16 protein-coding genes are annotated in these 19102 nt (G+C 67.3%); 15 read left to right on the top strand and 1 reads right to left on the bottom strand.

Going from position 1 to position 19102, the window contains the following annotated elements:
* Window positions 1–88: 88 nt before the first annotated feature.
* The 14 genes from KBW95_RS16535 to prfH all read left to right on the top strand — a co-directional run bounded on the left by KBW95_RS16535 (window position 89) and on the right by prfH (window position 17147).
* On the top strand, window positions 89–1153 hold the full coding sequence (locus tag KBW95_RS16535) for an EpsD family peptidyl-prolyl cis-trans isomerase (RefSeq protein WP_229429812.1): 1065 nt from the start codon (window positions 89–91) through the stop codon (window positions 1151–1153).
* A 42-nt stretch (window positions 1154–1195) separates the two neighbouring features.
* Window positions 1196–1984, top strand: a complete 789-nt coding sequence (gene epsE, locus KBW95_RS16530) for a polysaccharide export protein EpsE (protein WP_211522810.1) — start codon at window positions 1196–1198, stop codon at window positions 1982–1984.
* A 47-nt stretch (window positions 1985–2031) separates the two neighbouring features.
* Window positions 2032–3438, top strand: a complete 1407-nt coding sequence (epsF, locus tag KBW95_RS16525) for a chain length determinant protein EpsF (protein WP_211522809.1) — start codon at window positions 2032–2034, stop codon at window positions 3436–3438.
* A 15-nt stretch (window positions 3439–3453) separates the two neighbouring features.
* Window positions 3454–4323 (top strand): chain length determinant protein tyrosine kinase EpsG, encoded by an 870-nt coding sequence (epsG, locus tag KBW95_RS16520; protein WP_211528788.1) that lies wholly within the window; start codon window positions 3454–3456, stop codon window positions 4321–4323.
* Between the two features lies 1 nt (window position 4324).
* Window positions 4325–5281, top strand: a complete 957-nt coding sequence (xrtB, locus tag KBW95_RS16515; RefSeq protein ID WP_211522807.1) for an exosortase B — start codon at window positions 4325–4327, stop codon at window positions 5279–5281.
* Complete coding sequence (gene epsI / locus KBW95_RS16510) at window positions 5278–5988, top strand: exosortase-associated protein EpsI, B-type (protein WP_211522806.1); 711 nt, start codon at window positions 5278–5280, stop codon at window positions 5986–5988. The genes xrtB and epsI overlap by 4 nt, the downstream gene beginning before the upstream one ends.
* Window positions 5989–6002: 14 nt before the next feature.
* The gene (locus tag KBW95_RS16505) at window positions 6003–7466 is read left to right on the top strand and encodes an O-antigen ligase family protein (protein WP_211522805.1); all 1464 of its coding nucleotides are present in this window, start codon (window positions 6003–6005) and stop codon (window positions 7464–7466) included.
* Complete coding sequence (locus tag KBW95_RS16500) at window positions 7466–8992, top strand: oligosaccharide flippase family protein (RefSeq protein WP_211522878.1); 1527 nt, start codon at window positions 7466–7468, stop codon at window positions 8990–8992. The genes KBW95_RS16505 and KBW95_RS16500 overlap by 1 nt, the downstream gene beginning before the upstream one ends.
* A gap of 14 nt (window positions 8993–9006) precedes the next feature.
* Window positions 9007–10272 carry a glycosyltransferase family 4 protein gene (locus KBW95_RS16495; protein ID WP_211522804.1) on the top strand — a complete coding sequence of 422 codons (1266 nt, stop codon included), beginning with the start codon at window positions 9007–9009 and terminating at the stop codon, window positions 10270–10272.
* Window positions 10208–10990, top strand: a complete 783-nt coding sequence (locus tag KBW95_RS16490) for a glycosyltransferase family 2 protein (protein WP_211522803.1) — start codon at window positions 10208–10210, stop codon at window positions 10988–10990. The genes KBW95_RS16495 and KBW95_RS16490 overlap by 65 nt, the downstream gene beginning before the upstream one ends.
* A gap of 339 nt (window positions 10991–11329) precedes the next feature.
* The gene (locus tag KBW95_RS16485; protein ID WP_211522802.1) at window positions 11330–13525 is read left to right on the top strand and encodes a DUF4962 domain-containing protein; all 2196 of its coding nucleotides are present in this window, start codon (window positions 11330–11332) and stop codon (window positions 13523–13525) included.
* 147 nt (window positions 13526–13672) lie between these two features.
* Window positions 13673–15118 carry a phosphatase domain-containing protein gene (locus tag KBW95_RS24815; RefSeq protein WP_211528787.1) on the top strand — a complete coding sequence of 482 codons (1446 nt, stop codon included), beginning with the start codon at window positions 13673–13675 and terminating at the stop codon, window positions 15116–15118.
* A 212-nt stretch (window positions 15119–15330) separates the two neighbouring features.
* Entirely contained in the window at window positions 15331–16524 is a 1194-nt protein-coding gene (locus tag KBW95_RS16475; RefSeq protein ID WP_211528786.1) for an RNA ligase RtcB family protein, read from the top strand.
* On the top strand, window positions 16524–17147 hold the full coding sequence (prfH, locus tag KBW95_RS16470) for a peptide chain release factor H (protein ID WP_211528785.1): 624 nt from the start codon (window positions 16524–16526) through the stop codon (window positions 17145–17147). The genes KBW95_RS16475 and prfH overlap by 1 nt, the downstream gene beginning before the upstream one ends.
* Before the next feature lie 17 nt (window positions 17148–17164).
* On the opposite strand, the gene KBW95_RS16465 is transcribed toward prfH, so the two are convergent.
* Complete coding sequence (locus KBW95_RS16465; RefSeq protein ID WP_229429811.1) at window positions 17165–18142, bottom strand: AraC family transcriptional regulator; 978 nt, start codon at window positions 18140–18142, stop codon at window positions 17165–17167.
* 190 nt (window positions 18143–18332) lie between these two features.
* On the opposite strand from KBW95_RS16465, the gene KBW95_RS16460 reads away from it, so the two are divergent.
* The coding region (locus KBW95_RS16460; RefSeq protein ID WP_267875473.1) for a beta-ketoacyl synthase N-terminal-like domain-containing protein at window positions 18333–19102 on the top strand (770 nt) is incomplete at its 3' end.

The raw sequence follows: 19102 nt of genomic DNA, 5'->3' as shown, positions 1-19102 counted from the left end.
TGGATGAGTCCAGACCGGGACCAGATCGCGACTCCGGCACACATAACAAGCGGGCGGCCTTGCCGCCCTTAACGTCGAGGAAATCATCTTGAAAACCTTCCACTTGGCAGCCATGCAAACCACCTTCCCATCCACCCCCAAGCGTGCGCTGTGCGCGGCGCTGGTGCTCGTCACGGCGGCCCTGGCCGGCTGCGGCGACAAGGAAAAAGAGGCGAAACCAGGCCAGGCCCTGGCCAGCGTGAACGGCGAGGAAATCACGGTGCTGCAGCTGAACGAGGAGATGCAGCGCGCCGGCGTGCCGGCCGCGCAGCAGCAGGTCGCCAGCAAGCAGCTGCTGCAGGCCCTGATCGACCGCCAGCTGCTGGAGAGCGAGGCGGCCAAGGAAAAGCTGGACCGCGATCCCAAGGTGATGCAGGCGATCGAGCGCGCGCGCTCGCTGATCATCGCTCAGGCCTACATGCAGAAGCGCATCGGCGAGGTCGCGCGTCCCACCCAGGCCGAGGTCCAGGACTACTACAACAAGAACCCGCAATTCTTCGCCAACCGCAAGCAGTTCGCCATGAACCAGCTGGTGGTGCCGGCTGCGGCCCTCACGCAGGATGTGCGCAGCGCGGTCGACAACGCCAAGTCGCTGGAAGAGGTGGCCGTGCTGCTCGACGCCCGCAAGGTCCAGTACGGCCGCGCCCAGGTCACCCGCAGCACCGCCGACCTGAACCCGCAGGTCGCGTCCAAGCTGCTGGCCATGCCGAAGGGCCAGATCTTCGTGGTCAAGGAAGGCGAGCGCGCCCTCCTGATCTCGATCGCCGACGTGCGCGACGCGCCCGTCACCCTGAACATCGCCGCACCCCAGATCACGCAATTCCTGGTCAACAAGAAGAACAAGGAGCTGGCCCAGGCCGAGATCCAGCGCCTGCGCTCGACCGCCAAGATCGAGTACCTGAACAAGGACTTGCAGCCGACCGGCAAGGAGCCGGGCCTGCCCACGACGGCCCCCGGCGTCGGCGGACCGGCCGCCGCGCCGGAACCGTCGGCGCTGGCTAACGGCGCCGGCCCGGCTGCGGATGCCGCCGCCCCGGCGGCAGCGCCGGCCACGGCGCCGGCTGCAGCCGCCGACGAAGGCGCGGTCAGCCGCGGCGTAGCAGGTCTTAAATAAATCAACCATCTGGACGACACAACTGAACAACAAGGAGCAATCATGAAACGACTCGTGAAGTGGATGATGGCCGCCGCACTCGTGCTGACCTTCGGCATGGCGGGCGCCCAGGAAGTCAAGCTGGGTGCGGGCGACGTGGTGAAGATGTCCGTGTACGGCAGCCCCGACCTGTCGGTCGAGACCCGCGTCAGCGAAACCGGCAACATCACCTTCCCGCTGCTCGGCCAGGTGGCCGTGGGCGGCCTGTCGGTTGCCGAGGCCGAGAAGAAGATCGGCAGCCTGCTCGAGAAGGGCGGCTACCTCAAGAAAGCCCAGGTCAACATGCTGGTCACCACCCTGGCCAGCCAGCAGGTGTCGGTGCTGGGCTATGTGAACCGTCCGGGCCGCTATCCGGTGGAAGGCCGGCGCAAGGTGCTCGACCTGCTGGCGATGGCGGGCGGCATCCACGGCGACGGCGGCGACCAGATCAGCCTGGTGCGCACCCGCAACGGCAGCACCAGCCGCGAAACCATCGACGTGGTCGAGATGGTGCGCAAGGGCGAGCTGGACAAGGATTACGAAGTGGCCGGCGGCGACATCATCTACGTCGAACGCGCCCCGCGCGCCTACGTGACCGGGGAAGTCCAGCGTCCGGGTCCGTTCCGCCTGGAGCGCGGCATGACCGTCCAGCAAGCCGTCTCGGCCGGCGGCGGCCTGAGCGCGCGCGGCAGCAACAACGGCATGAAGATCACCCGCCGCGACGCCAGCGGCAATCCGGTGACGATCAACGTCAAGGCCAGCGATCCGGTGCAAATGGACGACGTCATCACCGTGCGCGAGAGCTGGTTCTAAGGTTCCGGCTCGCCGGTTTTGTACACCCCGTTGCAAAGGTTTAAGCCATGAACGTACATCAATTCCTCCTGATTCTGCTCGCCAGGAAGAAAGTCATCCTGTCGACCCTGTTGGTCACGGTGCTGCTCGCGCTGGGCTGGAGCCTCGTGCAGCAAAAGACCTATACGGCGACCGCGTCCGTGCTGCTGAACTACAAAGGGGTGGATCCGCTGACCGGACTGACCATGCCGGGCCAGCTGCTGCCGGGCTATATGGCGACGCAGATCGACATCATCAGCAGCAAGAACGTGGCGCTGCGCGTGGTCGATTCGCTGCGCCTCGCTTCCAGCCCGGCGGTGCAGAAGCAGTGGCAGGAAGCCAGCGACGGGCAGGGCAGCGCGCGCGACTGGCTGGCCGACCTGCTGCTCAAGAAGCTCGAGATCATGCCTTCGCGCGAATCGAGCGTGGTCGCGATCAGCTTCAAGGGCGCCGACCCGGCCTTCGCCGCCGCGGTCGCCAACGCCTTCGCCGACGAGTACCAGAAGATCAGCGTGCAGCTCAAGACCGAGCCCATGAAGAAGGCCTCGTCCTACTTCAACGAACAGACCAAGCAGCTGCGCGACAACCTCGAGGCCGCCCAGGCGCGCCTGTCCAAATACCAGCAGGAGAAGGGCATCGTCAGCCTGGACAACAACCGCGTCGACGTGGAACTGTCGCGCCTGAATGACTTGTCGGCCCAGCTGGTCGCGGCCCAGTCCCAGGCCATGGAAGCCAGCTCGCGCGAGCGCGCCGCCGGCGGCGGCGTGAACTCGGCCGACGTGGCCAACAACGCCCTGATCCAGAACCTGCGCGTGCAGGTGTCGGGCGCCGAAGCCAAGCTGGCCGAGGCCGGCTCGCGCTATGGCCGCAACCACCCGCAATACCAGGCCGCCTCGGCCGAGGTCGGCAAGCTGCGCGGCGAACTGAACGCGGCGCTGGGCACCGTCTCGCGCAGCGTGGGCGCCAACGCCCAGGTGCTGCGCCAGCGCGAAGCCGAGCTGCGCACCGAGCTGGCCGCGCAAAAAACCCGCGTGCTGGAGCTGAACCGCTCGCGCGACGAGCTGGGCGTGCTGCTGAAGGACCTCGACAGCGCCCAGCGCGCCTTCGACGCCGCCAGCCAGCGCTTCTCGCAGACCCGCATCGAGGCCCAGTCCGAGCAGTCGGATATCTCGCTGCTGAACCCGGCGGTGGCGCCGACCGAGCCGTCCGGCCCGCGCATCCTGCTCAACACCCTGGCCTCGATCCTGCTGGGCACCATCCTGGGCGTCGGCCTGGCGCTGCTGCTCGAACTGCTGAACCGCCCGGTACGCTCGGCCGGCGATGTCAAGGACATGCTGGGCATCCCGGTGCTCGGCACCATCGAATGGCGCCCGGCGCGCGCGCGCAGCGGCGGCATCCGTTCGCTGATGTCGCCGCGCCGCCTGCGCCTGAACTAAAGGAGTGGACACGATATGAACCCATCCGTGCTATCCGCACTGCCTACCGGCCACGCCGCCGACTCGAGCATGGGCGCACTGCTGCTCGACTCGGGCAAGCTCACCCCTGAAAGCGCCGAGCGCGTGCTGCGCATGCAGAAGGACCTCGGGATCCGCTTCGGCGAGGCCGCCGTGCGCCTCGGCCTGGTGAGCGAGGATGATATCCAGCAGGTGCTGGCGCGCCAGTTTTCCTATCCCTACCTGCAAAAGGGACAGGCTAATTTGTCGCCGAAGCTGGTCGCCGCCTACGAACCCTTCTCGCCCCAGGTGGAAGCGCTGCGCGCGATCCGCAGCCAGCTGATGCTGCGCTGGTTCGCCCGCGGCCGGCGCGCCCTGGCGATCGCCGGGGTCAATCCGGACGACGGCGCCAGCCTGTTCGCGGCCAACCTGGCGGTGGTGTTCTCGCAGCTGGGCGAACAGACCCTGCTGGTGGACGCCAACCTGCGCAACCCGCGCCAGCAGGACATGTTCGGCCTCAAGCCGCGCCAGGGCCTGTCCGACCTGCTGGCCGGACGCGCCGACCTGGACGTGATCGGGCGCGTGCCGGCCTTCGTCGACCTGTCCATCATGCCGGCCGGGACCCTGCCGCCCAATCCGCAGGAACTGCTGGCGCGCGAAGGTTTCCGCAACCTCAACACCCAGCTCGAATCGCGCTACGACGTGGTGCTCTACGACCTGCCGCCCTTCGCATCCGGCGCCGACGCGCTGGCGGTGGCAGGACGGGCCGGCGGCGTGCTGCTGGTGGCCTGCAAGCACCGCACCCGCATCGCCAACATGAGCCGCATGGCCGAGCAGATGACCGAGGCGGGCGCGGAAGTGATCGGCTCGGTGGTGGTGGAGTTCTGAGATGGCGACCCAGGTGCATGCGAATGTTCCGCTGGACGCGGACAAGCGGCAAGGCGACCTGCGCAACGAACTGCGTAACGCGCTCCCCGAATGGTGGCCCATCATCGCCGGCCTGGCGATCCTGTTCGGGCCGACCTTCCACAGCCTGTTCACCGGCGCCTGGATCGGCGAGGAACAGGGACACGGCCCCATCATCTTCTTCCTGGCCCTGTGGCTGATCTGGCGCAAGTGGCCGGAAGTCATGGCGGCCACCACGCCGCCCGTGTCGAGCTGGCTCGGCTGGCCGGTGCTGGCCTTCGGCCTGGCCATCCACCTGCTGGGCCGCTCGCAGAGCATCCTGATGTTCGAAGTCGGTTCCATCCTGGTGGTGCTGGCTGCCGTGCTCCTGATCAAGCGCGGCAGCAGGGCGCTGCGCATCCTGTGGTTCCCCTTCTTCTTCATGCTGTTCATGGTGCCGCTGCCGAGCGAGTTCGTGGCGGCCGTCACCATGCCCATGAAGATGGCTGTGTCCTGGGCCACCGAGCACATCCTGTTCGCGCTGGGCTACCCGATCTCCCGGTCCGGCGTGGTGCTGCAGATCGGCCAGTACCAGCTGCTGGTGGCCGACGCCTGCGCCGGCCTGCAGACCCTGCTCACCCTGGAAGCGCTGGGCTTGTTCTACCTGAACCTGATGCGCCACCCCTCGGCCTTCCGCAACATCGGCCTGGCCATCCTGATCGTTCCGATTTCCTTCTCGGCCAACGTGATCCGCGTGATCACCCTGACCCTGATCACCTATTATTTCGGCGACGCCGCCGGCCAGGGCTTCCTGCATGGATTCGCGGGCATGGTGCTGTTCGTCACGGCCCTGGTGCTGATCCTGGCGGTCGATTCAAGCCTGCAATGGTGGCTCAAGCGCCGCGGCAGCAACGACCGCGGCGGTCCGGGCGCGCCACACGCAATGAAGGAGGCGACATGAACCGCCGTTTCGCCATCAGCCTGATCCTGGGCGCGGCCATGGCCGGCACCTCGGCCCTGACCGTGGCCCTGACGCCCAAGGCGCGCGCGCCGCAGGCGCATGAGCAGTTCAGCCTGGAGCAGATGATTCCGGCCCGCTTCGGCGACTGGCAGATCGACCCCAGCGTGGTGCCGCTCACGCCCGATCCGGAACAGCAGGGCATGCTCGAGAAGATCTACGACCAGACGCTGTCGCGCACCTACATCAACCCGCAGGGCCAGCGCGTGATGCTGTCGATCGCCTATGGCGGCGAGCAGAGCAAGTCGCTGCAGATCCACCTGCCCGAGGTCTGCTACGTGGCCCAGGGCTTCGCCATGATGAAGGAAGGGGAGGGCGTGCTGCCGACCCGCTTCGGCGAAGTGCCGGTCAAACGCCTGGTGGCGCGCCTGCACGAGCGCAACGAGCCGATCACCTACTGGATCACGATCGGCAACCAGGCCACCCGCGCAGGCGTGCAACAGAAGCTGCGCCGCCTGGCCTACGGCTTGTCGGGCGAGATCCCGGACGGCATGCTGGTGCGGGTCTCGACCCTCGGCGCCAACGAGGCCGCCGCCTACCAGGTGCAGGACCGCTTCGTCGCCGAGATGCTGGCGGTGATGGCGCCCAGGGACCGCGCACGCCTGCTGGGCGCCGGCACGGTACAGGGCGCCGGTACGGCGCAGGGCTGAGGAAGGAAGGCGCCTTGAACGATCTCCTGACCTACGTCTATTACTCGCTGCCCTGGCTGTTCGTGGCCGCCCTGTCGGTCGCGGCCGTGGTCGGCTTCGGGGTCGGGATGGTGTGGCCGCGCTTCCTGGTCTATCCGTATCTGTGCGTATTCTTCTGGGTGAACTCGACCAGCTACGGCAACCTGGCCGTGTTCGCCTCGCGCAGCATCTACAGCCGCGGCTCGGGCATGCTGTTCTTCGGCGTCGTCCTCTGGTACGTCCTGGGCGCCTGGGCCTGCGCGCGCGTGTCCGCCAGCTTCCAGCGCTACCCGTCCCCGGCCTGCAACCTGCGGCCCTGGTTTATCGGATGGCTGGTGCTGCTGGCGGGCCATGTGGCGGTGGCGATGGCGTCGGACGTGACCCTGGCCGAAGCCCTCGCTCCTTCCGGCTTTTCCAACATCGTCTGGATGGCGCCGCTGATCTCGCTGGTGCTGCTGTCCTTCCGCACCCGCGAGCAGGTGATCGAGCTGACCCACTTCATCATGCTGGCCGGCCTCGGCCGCGCCTTGTTCGGTCTGGTGCGCTGGGCCGCCTTCGGCGGCGACCCGAACAATGTCTACGCCAACATGAACGCGATCAAGATCCGGCTGACCTTCTTCGACATCAACGACAGCCTGCTGTGCACGGTCGCCTTCGCCATCGCCGCCGTTCACCTGTTCCAGGTGCACAAGTTCGACCGCCCGAAGTTCTGGCGCGCCGTCGAATGGATGACCCTGGTGTGCACGGCGCTGTGCGTGGTGCTGTCCTACCGCCGCTCGGCCTGGATCGGCTTCCTGCTGGCATTCGTGGTGGTGATGTTCCGCTTCCCGGTGAAGCGCCGCCTGCACCTGACCGTGGCCGGCCTGCCGCTGGTGGGCGCGGCCCTGGCCTATGCCGCCGTGCGCCGCCTGACCCAGACCAAGGGCGCCGGGGGAGGGCTGTCCGGCCTGGTCTACGACATGCAGTCGAAGCGCTTCGGTCCCGAGAGCCACCGCGTGCTGGAGCTGAAGCTGGCGCTGGCCGACTTCCTGTCCAGGCCGCTCACCGGCATCGGTTCCTGGGGCCGCTACAACGGTTACCAGTACATCCCCTGGCAGAATAATCCGGACGGCGGCCTGTTCCTGCACAGCGGCGTGCTGCACATCGCCCTCAAGAGCGGCCTGCTGGGCCTCGCGCTGCTGGTCGGCACCATCGCCGCCTTCGTCCTGTTCGCCCGGCGCGCGCTGCGCGAGCTGCCGCCCGAGCTGCTCGGGCTCGGCACGGCCGGCGTGGCCGGGATCGCCTTCATGATTCCCGACCTGCTGGTCGGCACGCCCTTCCCGCAGGTGCGCACCACGCAAATGCTGGCCTTCTGCCTGGCCTTGCCCTACCTGGCGATGGCGGTGGCGAAGCTGGCCCCGGCGCCGGCGCGTGCCGTGCCCAAGCCCGCCGCGCCGCGTCCCCACCTGGTGCCGGCGTGATGAAGCTGCGCCTGGTCAGCAACGCCTGGGCCAACCTGCTCGGGGCCGCGATTCCCGCGCTGGTCATGCTGGGGACCGTGCCCCTGGTGGTCAAGGGGCTGGGGGAGGCGAACTACGGCGTGTATTCGCTGGTCACGGCCATCGTCGGCTACTTCGCGGTCATCGACATCAACGTCACCGCCGGTTCGGTCAAGTACATCGCCGAGCACAATGCGCGCCGCGACGACGCCAAGATCGCCGAGACCTTTTCCTTCGGGCTGGCGACCTACCTGATCATCGGCCTGCTGGGCGCCTGCGGCCTGTTCCTTGGGGCGCACTGGTTCGTCACCGAGGTGTTCTCGGTGCCGGCCCGCCTGATCGGGGAAGCGACGGCGACCCTGGAGCTGGCGGCCCTCGGCTTCCTGCTGGGCCAGCTGCAGAATTATTTGAACAGCGTGCCGCAATCGCTGATGCGCTACGACCTCTCGAGCCGGGTCGAGATGGCCTTCGGCACCCTGGTGCCGCTGGCCACGGTGGGCATCCTGATGCTGGGCTACGGCCTGTTCGAAGTGATCCTGCTGCGCGTGCTTGCCAGCGGCCTGCACTGCCTGTTCCTGTGGCGCGCCATCCGCAGCCTTCTGCCCGGCCTGGCCTGGCGCTGGCCGGGGGCGCGCATCCGCGGCGAACTGCTGGGCTTCTCGGCCTATTCCTTCCTGGCGCGCTTCGCCTCGCTGTCCTATGCCTATGCCGACAAGCTGATCATCGGCGCCCTGGTCGGGGTCACCGGCCTGGCCTATTTCACGGTGGCGGCGACCCTGGCCAACCGGGTGCTGGGACTGACATTCCGCCTGTCCGGCGTGTTCTTCCCGGCCGCCAGCGCCCTGGCCGCGCGCGGCGAGCTGGCGCGCCTGGACCAGGTCTACGTCAAGGCCACGCGCTACGTGGTCTACCTGAACGCCGCCATCCTGGTGCTGGTCGCGGTGTTCGCCCACCAGATCCTGGGCTACTGGATGAACGAGGACTTCGCGCGCCACGGCGCCGTGGTGCTGGCGGTGATGGCGCTGTCGCAGTTCGTCGACTCGCTGACCAACCTGCCGTCCCTGGTCAACGACGGCATGGGCCATCCGCGCGTGTCCGGCATGTTCGCGCTGGGACGCGCCTTGGCCGGGCTGCTGGTCGTCTGGCTGGGCGTGGCCGGCTGGGGCATAGACGGCGCCGCCTGGGGGCACCTGCTGGGGTCGATGCTGTTCACCACCGCCTTCGTGCTCTACGTCCACGGCCGCACGGTGCCGACCAGCCTGGCGCGCCTGCTGAGCCAGGGTTATGCGCCGGGCCTGGCCGGCGTGGCCCTGGTGGCGATCGCCGCCACCGCGGCCGAACAGCTGTTCGACGCCGGCCCGCTCGACTTCATCGTAATCCTGTGCGCCACGGTCATGCTGCTGGGAGCCCATGGCTTCCTGTTCGTGATCGAGCGCGACGACCGCTTGCTGGCCTGGTCGCGCACAAAGGAAAAAATTCGGGCGCGCTGGCAGCCGGCAGGAGGTTGATCAATGGAGTGGACATGCGGATCTTGATGGTGTCGGAGGACTTGCCGGGCGAACAGATCGGCGGACTGGGCAAGCACGTGGTGACGCTTGCCAACCGCCTGCTGGCCGAAGGCCATCATGTCGAGATCCTGGGGCGCGACGACCGCGGGCGCGAGCACTGCGCCGCCCAGATCGGCTTTCGCGGGCGCTTCCGGCCCGGCTTCGACCAGGCCCGCCCCGGCTGGAAGGAGCTGCAGCTGGGCGTGTTCAACCCGCTCAAGCGCCCCTATTTCGCGCGCAAGATCGGGCGCGCGATCAACCAACACGCGATCGACTTCGACGTGGTGCACTACCACGGCCACCTGCCCATGGTCGGCCTCCACGTGGACGAGGGCATCAACTACGTCCAGACCCGCCACGACCAGGGCAGCGAGTGCCTGACCCACCTGCGCTTCCGCGACGGCGCCGTGTGCGACAACCTGGTGCCGGGAGATTGCTCGGCCTGCATCGCGCGCCGCGCGGGACCGATGCGCAAGAGCGTCACGGCGATCGCCGTCAACGGCTACCGCGAGCAGACCGCGCGCGCCTTCGCCCGCCACAAGACGGTGTTTGTGTCGGACTTCCTGCGCCGCCAGTTCCTGCGCGCCGTACCCGGCGCCGACTTGTCGCGCTGCCGCGTGATCCATAACTTCGTCGACTATCCACAGCTGAAAGCGGCCGCGGAGGCCGCGCCGCAAGCGGCGCAGGGCGATGTGGTGCTGGTGGGCCGGGTCGACAAGGGCAAGGGCTTCGGCGAATTCCTGGCCGCGGTGGAGGGCAAGCTGCCGCCGCATGCGCGCCTGCAGATCGTCGGCGACGGTCCGGAGCGCGCCGCGCTGGAAGAAAAATATGGCGGCGAGCAGGTGCGCTTCCTTGGCTGGCAGGACTACCGCGACGCGCTGGCCCTGTCCGCGCGCGCCCACCTGTGCGTGGTGCCCTCGCTGTGCGAGGAGGCCTGCAGCACCACGGTGCTGGAAGCGCTGGCCCTGGGGCGCCAGTGCGTGGCGATGGCGCGCGGCGGCACGCCGGAACTCGCGCAATACCAGTTGTACGAAGGCCAGCTGCAGCTGGCCGCTTCCATGGACGAGCTGGTGGAGCGCGTCCGCGCCCAGCTTGCCGAACCACCGCGCCGCGTGGCGCCGGCCCCAAGCTTCGGGGCCGACGCCGGGCGGCTGCTACCGCGACTACTGGAGCTGTATGCCGAACACACCCACCTTTACGATCGTCACCTGCACCTGGAACAGCGCCGCCACGCTGGCTGACACCCTGGCCTCGGTCCAGGCCCAGACCTGCCAGGACATCGAGCACATCTTCGTCGACGGCGGCTCGACCGACGGCACCCTCGACATGATCGCCGCCTATCCCGGCAACAAGCGCGTCTTGCGCGACGTCGGCGGCGGCATCAGCCGCGCCATGAACCAGGGCATCGAAGCCGCCCGGGGCGAGTACATCGCCCACCTGCACTCGGACGACTATTACGCCGGTCCCGACGTGCTGTCGACCGTCGCGCGCCGCTTCGATGAGGCGCGCGCCGCCGGCCAGCCGGTCGACTGGCTCTACGGGAATATCCAGGTGCTCAAGGATGGCCAGCTGGTTCCGCCTTACGCCATGCCGCGCTATTCCTACCGCTCGTTCGCGGCCGGGCGCGCCTCGATCCCGCATCCGGCCGTCTTCATCCGCCGCGCGGCCTTCGAGCGGGTGGGGATGTTCGACGAGAAGCTCAAGTACGCGATGGATATCGACCTGTGGCTGCGCCTGGGCGCGGTGGCGCGCCCGGCTACGGTGGACACGCCGCTGACCGTGTTCCGCGAGCATGCCGGCAGTGTGTCGTCCGCCAACAAGATCAAGGCGAGGAGGGAAGAGTTCGAAGTCCGCAAGCGCTACATGAAGCAGGCGCCGCTGGCCTTCGGCATTTATTGTCTGAGATACATGAAGCGCATGCGCGCGCTGGAATCCGAGGCGCAGGAAGCACCTGCTTAGCAATTTGACAGCTTTGCCTTTCTGTCTTTTCAGGCCCAGAACGACCGTTATCAGGCAGTTTACGGTCGTTAGAAAGCTTGAAATATTATTCGGCAAAAATTGATTTTTTTGCGTGGTATTTCTGTGAGGCAAGCAAAAAAATTTGATTTCTTTGGGAAATTTGCCTGTGCTCAATAAAAGATTGGGTTACCATTCTTTTCGTTGACGGGGCGCATCAGTCGTCCGCCACAGCAGTTGACACACGCGCCCCGTCTGCGGCGCCACCTCAAGAAATCTCAAGTTTTTTCTCGGAGCTTCAGCATGAAATTTCACCGGAATGGTCTCGTCCGCGCGGCGGCAATGGCATCGCTGTTTGTGTGCATGAGTGCACGCGCCGACTGGGTCGAGTCCACCGATCCCCTGATCGTCAAGCCGAGCCCGGCGATGAATCAGGTCCAGGCCCAGAACCCGCCCGGTTTCACCTGGGCGCGCCACAATACCGGCCCGGCCACCTATGAACTCGAGATCACCCCGGTCGGCGGGTCGCCCACCAAGGTGACCGTGGACCGCAACTGGTACCTGCCGTCCAAGGCCCTGGCCCTGGGCAACTACACCTGGCGCGTGCGTCCGAGCGGCGCGAGCGAGTGGTCGACCCCGCGCACCTTCTCGGTCACCAGCAAGTCGAACCTGTTCGAAGTGCCGGACAACGCCACCCTGCGCAACCGTATCCTGTCGAAGGCGCGTCCGCGTTCGATGCCGGCCTCGTTCACCCCGTTCTCGACCTGGAGCGCGGCCAAGAAGCTGGAGCTGGAACCCTACCTGAGCCGCCTGGGCAACGAAGTCAAGCTGCAGATCACCGCCGTGCCGGTCCTGTCCGACTCGCGCTGGTCGATCGTGATCACCTCGCCGCTGACGGCCGCCATGGCCTCCCAGCAGACCGACGTGCGCCAGCGCATCAACGAAGCCAGCCGCCAGCTCGAAGCCGCGGCCGTCATGTACCGCCTGAAGGGCGAGTCGATCTACCTGAACGAAGCCATGGCGCGCGGCGACCAGCTGGCCTCGCTCGATCCGAACGGCCCGACCAGCTACGCCAACCAGGACCAGGCCAACCGCCAGATCGCCTGGTCGCTGATCAAGGCGATCGACGTCCTGGGCGGCTCGCTGGATGCGACCCGTAAGAGCCGCTGGCTGACCTCGGTGAAGGCCCGCGCGACCGAGATGTACAACAACCTGGCCGGCGACAACGGCCGCCTGGACCAGTACCCGTTCGATTCGCACGGCAATACCAGCCTGATCTTCATGGTGCTGATCTCGACCCTGTCGCTGGGCGACATCCCGGAAGCGCAGAAGTGGTTCGACTTCTCGTTCCGCGCCTACGCCAACAGCCCGTCGCCGTGGAGCGGCCCGGAAGGCGGCTACGCCAACGGCACCGCCTACGCCGAGTATGCGGCCGGCTACCTGGTGGCGCTGTGGGATCCGCTTACCCATGCGACCGGCGTGAACTTCTTCTCCAAGCCGTGGACCCTGGGCTTCCTCGACTTCGCGATGGAATTCATCCCGCCGGGCGCGCGCGTCCACGCCTTCGGCGACGCCTCGGAGACCAAGCCGGACCACCGCGTGTTCCGCGCCTTCGCCTCGCGCATCCCGTCGCCGCGTGCGGCCTGGTACGTGAAGAACCTGGGCGGCATGGAGGATTCGCTGTCGCTGCTGCAGGCCCAGTACCCGCTGCCGGTCGCCGACACCAAGGTCTACTCGGCCCCGTCGAATTCGGCCTACTACCCGAGCATCGGCTGGGTGGCGATGCACAGCGACCTGGCGTCGAGCTCGCGCACCTCGCTGTTCTTCAAGTCCAGCCCGTACGGCTCGTTCAACCACAGCCACGGTGACCAGAACGGCATCCTGCTGTCGGTCGCCAACCAGCCCCTGCTGGTGAAGGCCGGCTGGTACGACTGGTACGGCTCGCCGTACTGGACCGACTGGTACCACCAGACCCGTTCGCAGAATGCGGTCACCTTCGACGGCGGCAAGGGCCAGATGGTCACCGGCTACCGCGAGCAGCTGCAGCGCAACGGCAAGATCACCGGTTTCTCGGCCCAGCCGTCCTACGACTACTCGGAAGGCGATGCGACCCCGTCCTACGGTGGCCAGCTGACCATGGCCAAGCGCCAGGTCTGGCACCTGCGTAACGCCGGCAACGCCATCCTGGTGCGCGACCGCCTGGGAAGCACCGTGGCCCGCACCTACGAGTGGAACATGCACACCCCGGTCATCATGACGGTGGAGAACGGCCTGAACGTCAAGGTCGCGGCCGGCAACCAGATGGTCTGCGTGCGTTCGCTGAACACCGCGGCGACCTTCGCCAAGTGGATCGGCCCGGGTGCCAAGACCAATGTGGTCGAGGACCACGGCGCCTTTTACCTGAAGAACGACGGCAAGTCGGTCGCCGAGTTCCTGGTGCTGCTCGACGTCGGCTGCAAGCGCCCGGCGGTCAACATCAGCACCTCGGGTTCGGTGCGCACCGTGACCGTTGGCGGCCAGTCGGTGACGCTCAACTAAGCACTGCCTGAGCAGTAAAAATCCCCCTGCGGCTGCGCGCCCCAGGGGGATTTTTTTGTTCCTCAGCCCGGCAATGGGACCTGGCGCACGGTAGCCCGGCCCCAAGCGCGGCATACTGGCCGCTCCACAGCAGCGAGGAGCCCAGACGTGAGCACGGCCAGCGACGACATGCCTTTCCTCATCCTGACGCGGGCAGGTTTCGACGACCTCGTCGCGCGCATCGAGCAGCCGGGCGCGGTCCTGATGCTCAATCCCGGCATCGCCTCCGACACCGAGCTGGCGCGCCTGCGCGAGGCGGGCGCCAATGTTCACGTCCTTTCTTCCCCGATCGATCCCGCGCAGCAGGCGAACCTGGACGCCGTGCTCGGCCGTCCGGCCTGGGTCGAGCATGGCGCCGCGGCGCCCGGACCATCCGCGCCGCCGGCCGAAGCCGAGCACGTGCCGGAAGAGCGCTCGCGCGCCTTGCACCGCCGCCTGGCCGGCGCCGTCGGCGGTGTCGTCGGCACCTTCGCCACCCACGCCTTCCGCCGCCTGAGCAGGCTGGGGCAGGGCGGCCAGATGATGCTGTTGCCGTATTTCGGCTTCGGCAATACCGGCAAGCTGTGGATCAAGGGCCGGGTGCTGGACGAGGTCGATTTCCGCGAACAGACGCAGCACGACAGCAGCTGGCACAATCTGGTCGCCCTGTACCGCCGGCTCGAATCCGACGAGGTGGCCGGCGCGCGCGTGGTGGCGCGCTTCCAGGGCCAGGTGCTCGAAACGCAGACCGACCGCGGCGGCTATTTCAGCTTCGAGATCGTGCCCGCCGCGCCCTTGTCCGGCGGCTGGCACGAGGTCGAGCTGGAATTGCCGGACAGCGCCACCCGCGACGGGCAAACGGTGCGGGCGGTGGCCCAGGCGTCCGTGCCGGCCGCCACCGCGCGCTTCGGCATCATCAGCGACATCGACGACACGGTGCTGTGGACCAATGTCACCAACAAGCTGAACATGGCCCTGATGCTGGCCCGGTCCAACGCCCACACGCGCAAGCCCTTCAAGGGCGTGGCGGCGTTCTACCGGGCGCTGAGCGCCGGCGCCAGCGGGCAGGACGAGAATCCGATGTTCTACGTGTCGAGCAGTCCCTGGCACCTGTTCGGCCCGCTGGTCGACTTCCTGCGCCTGCAGGGCATTCCGCTGGGGCCGCTGATGCTGCGCGAGCTGAGCCCGAGCCAGATGCTCAAGCTGACCAGCCATGGCAGCCACAAGCTGGACAAGATCGAGCAAATCCTCGGCTATTACCCGGACATGCAGTTTGTCCTGATCGGCGACAGCGGGGAGCAGGACCCGGAGATCTACACGGAAGTGGTGCGCCGTCATCCGAAGGCGGTGCGCATGATCTATATCCGCAACGTGAACCCGGACCCGGCCCGCATCGACGCGCTCGACCGCCTGATCGCGGAAGTCAGCGCCACCGGCGCCCAGCTGATCCTGGCGCCGGACAGCGTGTTCGCCGCCTCGCACGCGGCGGCGGAAGGGCTGATCCATGTCGATCGCCTGGCCGACGTGCGCTCGGACAAGCGCGAGGACGACAAGCTGATCACGACGAAAGCCTGAGCCGGACAATTGTTCCGGCTCTTGCGCTGTGAGTTGTTTTTCCATTACTATTCGGCTTCTTTCAACCGACCCAACAGGAGGCAAGCATGCAATACCAACACGCCCAGCAGCCTCCAATCTCTGGGTCGGTGTCGTCGCACAGGCGCTAACAGTCCAAGCAGCCTCGCCTCGTCCCGCTCCCGGAATTCTGAATGTATGAATACGGGAATCAAATGGGAAATTTCATTTCTCGGGTCGCAGACCGTGCGACCCTCGTTGCCGCCCCACGTCTGTGGATCGAGGGCGCGGCAATCCAACAGCTTTCTAAAACCCTTGAACTGCCAGGCATGGTGCGCGCCGTCGGAATGCCCGACCTGCACCCTGGCCGCGGCTATCCGATCGGCGCCGCCTTCTTCACCGCCGGCCGCTTCTACCCGGCCCTGGTAGGCGGCGATATCGGCTGCGGCGTCAGCGTCTGGACCACCGAACTGCCGGCCGCGAAAGTCAAGCTCGACAAGCTGGACAAGCTCGTCGGCAACCTCGATGGTCCGCTGACCGGCGAAGAGCGCCAGCACATGGCCGCGGCTTATCCGGAACTCGACGCCAGGGTGGCGCAGGTCGAGCAGGCGCTGGCCGATGCCGGGCTCGATCCGGGCTGGATGCGGGCCGCGCCTTCGCTCGGTTCGGGCAACCACTTCCTGGAGTTGCAGCGCCTGGAAGACGTGCTCGATCCGGACGCGGCGGACGACAAGGTACTCAATACGAAGCACCTGAACCTGGTCGTGCACACCGGGTCCAGGGGCCTCGGCGGCGCGATCCTGCGCGAGCACGTCGAGCAGTTCGGGCATGGCGGCCTGGCGGAGGGCACGCCCGAGGCGCTGGACTACGTCCGGCGCCACCAGGCGGCCGTGGCGTTTGCCGAACTCAATCGCTGGCTGGTCGCGGTGCGCGTGCTGGTGCGCCTGGGCGTGCAAGGCAGCCAGCGCCTGGATGTGAACCACAACACGGTCACGCGCGAGCGTTTCGACGGCGCCGACGGCTGGGTGCACCGCAAGGGCGCCACCCCGATGTCGGGCGAACTCGTCCTGATTCCGGGATCGCGGGACCATTTCAGCTACCTGGTCAGGCCCATCGGGGAAGCCTCCGAATCCAGCCTGGGTTCGCTGGCGCACGGCGCCGGCCGCAAATGGATGCGCGCCGATTGCAAGGCGCGCCTCGGCCGCCACATCAAGGGCAAGGACGTGTCGAAAGGCGCGCTGGGCAGCCGCATCATCTGCAACGACAAGGACCTTGTCTATGAAGAAGCCGGCGCCGCCTACAAGCCGATCGATACCGTGATCGACAGCCTGGTCGGCGCAGGGCTGGTCGAGGCGGTTGCTTCGTTCCGGCCGGTGCTGACCTACAAGACGCGTGGGGAGTGCTGCTGATGACGACCTTGATGCAAATCTCCGCGAATACCGGCCCGGCGGAATGCTGCCTGGCTGTCGCCAAGCTGCTTGGGCACCTGGAGGCGAAGGCCGGGGCCAGCGGCGTCACGCTCACGCTGGTCGAGGAGACCCGCGAAGGCGGATCGGGCCTGCTGCAGTCGGTCCTGCTGGCGCTGGAAGGCGAGGAGGCGGCCTGCCGCCTGTTCGCCGCGCCTTACGCCGGCACGATCCTGTGGGTCTGTCCCAGTCCCTTGCGGCCGGCGCACCGCCGCAAGAACTGGTATCTCGATGTGAGCTTGTTTGCGGAACCGGATCGCGGCTTCGGCAACGAGGTCAGGTTCGAGACGATGCGCTCCTCCGGTCCGGGCGGGCAGCACGCCAACAAGACCGAGACGGCCGTGCGGGCCACCCATGTGGCCACGGGCCTGTCGGTCAAGATCGGCGGCTCGCGCAGCCAGAGCGCGAACAAGGCGGCGGCGCTGGCGCTGCTCAGCGCCAGGGTGCGCGACCATGTGGATGCGTCGGCACGCCTGCACAAGGCGGAACGTCGTCTCAGGCATTGCGCGAAAGCCGGCGGCGAGGTGGTCAAGCGCTTCGCCGGGCCGGCCTTCACCGAAGCCTGAGCCGGGCAGGGCGCCCGTCACTCCTCGTGGCGGGCGCCCTTGCGGTAATCGAGCGGGCTGCTGCCGGTCCAATGCTTGAACGCGCGGCAGAATCCCGTGGCGTCGGAAAAGCCCAGGTCGTAGGCCAGCTTGGCCACGCCCGTGTTCGAGTTGGCCAGCCGGTGGACGGCGATGTCGCGCCGCAGGCCATCCTTCACCAGCTGGAAGTGCGTGCCTTCCTCCGCGAAGCGGCGATTCAGCGTGCGCACCGAGGTGTGCAAGGCCTGCGCCAGGTCCTGGATGCTCACGGGCCGCGCGATATGCTGTTCCAGGTAGTCGCGTGTTTTGGCGGTGACCGAGCCGGGATGGAACGCGCTGAAGGTCCAGTCTTCGGGCGCACGCTTCAGGAAAGCCCAGAGCTCGTGCTTCTCGCGCTTGAAGGTCTCCGCGCAATCCTGGTAGGTGAAGGTGATGCCGGTCATGCCGGCATCGAAGCGTACGTCACCGGGGTAGAAGAAGGCGTAGTCCTCCGCATGCCGGGGCCTGGCGAAGGCGAACTCGACGCGGTGCAGGCTGATGTCCCTGCCGAGCAGCCAGGAGGTGATCCCGTGGATCAGCTTCATCATCAACTCATGTCCCAGCACCGTGACCGGCGTGCCGGGCGTTCTTTCCATCAGGCTCAGGCGCACCAGATTGCTCTTCGTCGAGATCTGCAGGCGGTAATCGTCCAGCAGCAGATTCCAGAAGCGCACGAAGCGGTTCAGGGCAACCAGCACGGTCGGGGCGTCGAGCAGGCTCAGCATCAGATATTTCAGGGTACCGGTCCGGATCGGGCGGGACCACAGTCCCAGCATCTCGTCGTCGAGCGTCGCCGCGACCGTCCGGTACAGCGCCACGTACTGCTGGCGTGTCAGCCGCGCATCGGGCTGCACCAGCAGCGATTGCGGGATGGCCGCGCTGGCGAGCGCCTGCGCCGCCGCGGCTTCGCCGTGACGCGTGCGGATGAAGTGCAGCATCCCATGCAGGAAGTGGGATGAGACGGTGAGCGAGTGTTGCCAGGACCGATCCATAGTGCGCGTATTATGGCGCGTTTTGCACATTCGTTGGCGCGATGCGTCAATTTCTTTAGCTGACTGTCCCTATACTGGCCCACGTGTAAAGCGGCGCTCAAGGGTTTCCTTGAGCGTTGTGTGGCGTATTTTGCCAATGATCTTCAACGAGGGAGCAACTGTGAATACGAAACGCATTGTCGTGACTGGCATGGGGGTGGTGTCGCCTCTGGGGTGTGGTGTCGAGGCCGTATGGCGGCGCCTCCTGAATGGCGACTCAGGGCTGGCGGGCCTGGGGGAGGAGATCACGGAAGGGATCGCAGCGAAGGTCGCGGGCGTCGTCACTAGCCTGGCGCCCGAGCGGCCATGGGGATTCGACGCGGCCCTTGCCGTCGAACCCAAGGACCAGAAGAAGATGGACCGCTTCACCATGTTCGCCCTGGCCGCGGCGCAGGAAGCCTTGAACCAGGCGCGCTGGCAGCCGGAGTCGGACAGCGCGCGCCAGAGGACGGCGACCATCGTCGCTTCCGGCATCGGCGGTTTCGGCGCCGTCGTGGAGGCCGTCCGGACCACGGACCAGCGCGGACCGAAGCGCTTGTCGCCGTTCACCGTGCCCAGCTTCCTCGCCAATATGGCGGCTGGCCACATTTCTATCCGTCATGGCTTGCGCGGCCCGCTCGGGGCGCCCGTCACCGCCTGCGCCGCCAGCGCCCAGGCCATCGGCGATGCGGCGCGCCTGATTCGCGCCGGCGAAGCCGACATCGCCGTATGCGGCGGCGCCGAGGCCTGCATCGACCGCGTGAGTTTCGGCGCCTTCGCCGCGGCAAGGACCATGTCCACGGGCTTCAACGGGCACCCGACCCAGGCGTGGGGGGGGGGGGGGCGGGGGGGGGGCGGGGGGGGGGGGGGGGGGGGGGGGGGGGGGGG

The sequence above is a fragment of the Massilia sp. ZL223 genome, from assembly GCF_018119395.1.
Taxonomy (GTDB): Bacteria; Pseudomonadota; Gammaproteobacteria; order Burkholderiales; family Burkholderiaceae_D; genus Telluria.
This window is presented reverse-complemented; position numbering and strand designations above follow the sequence as displayed.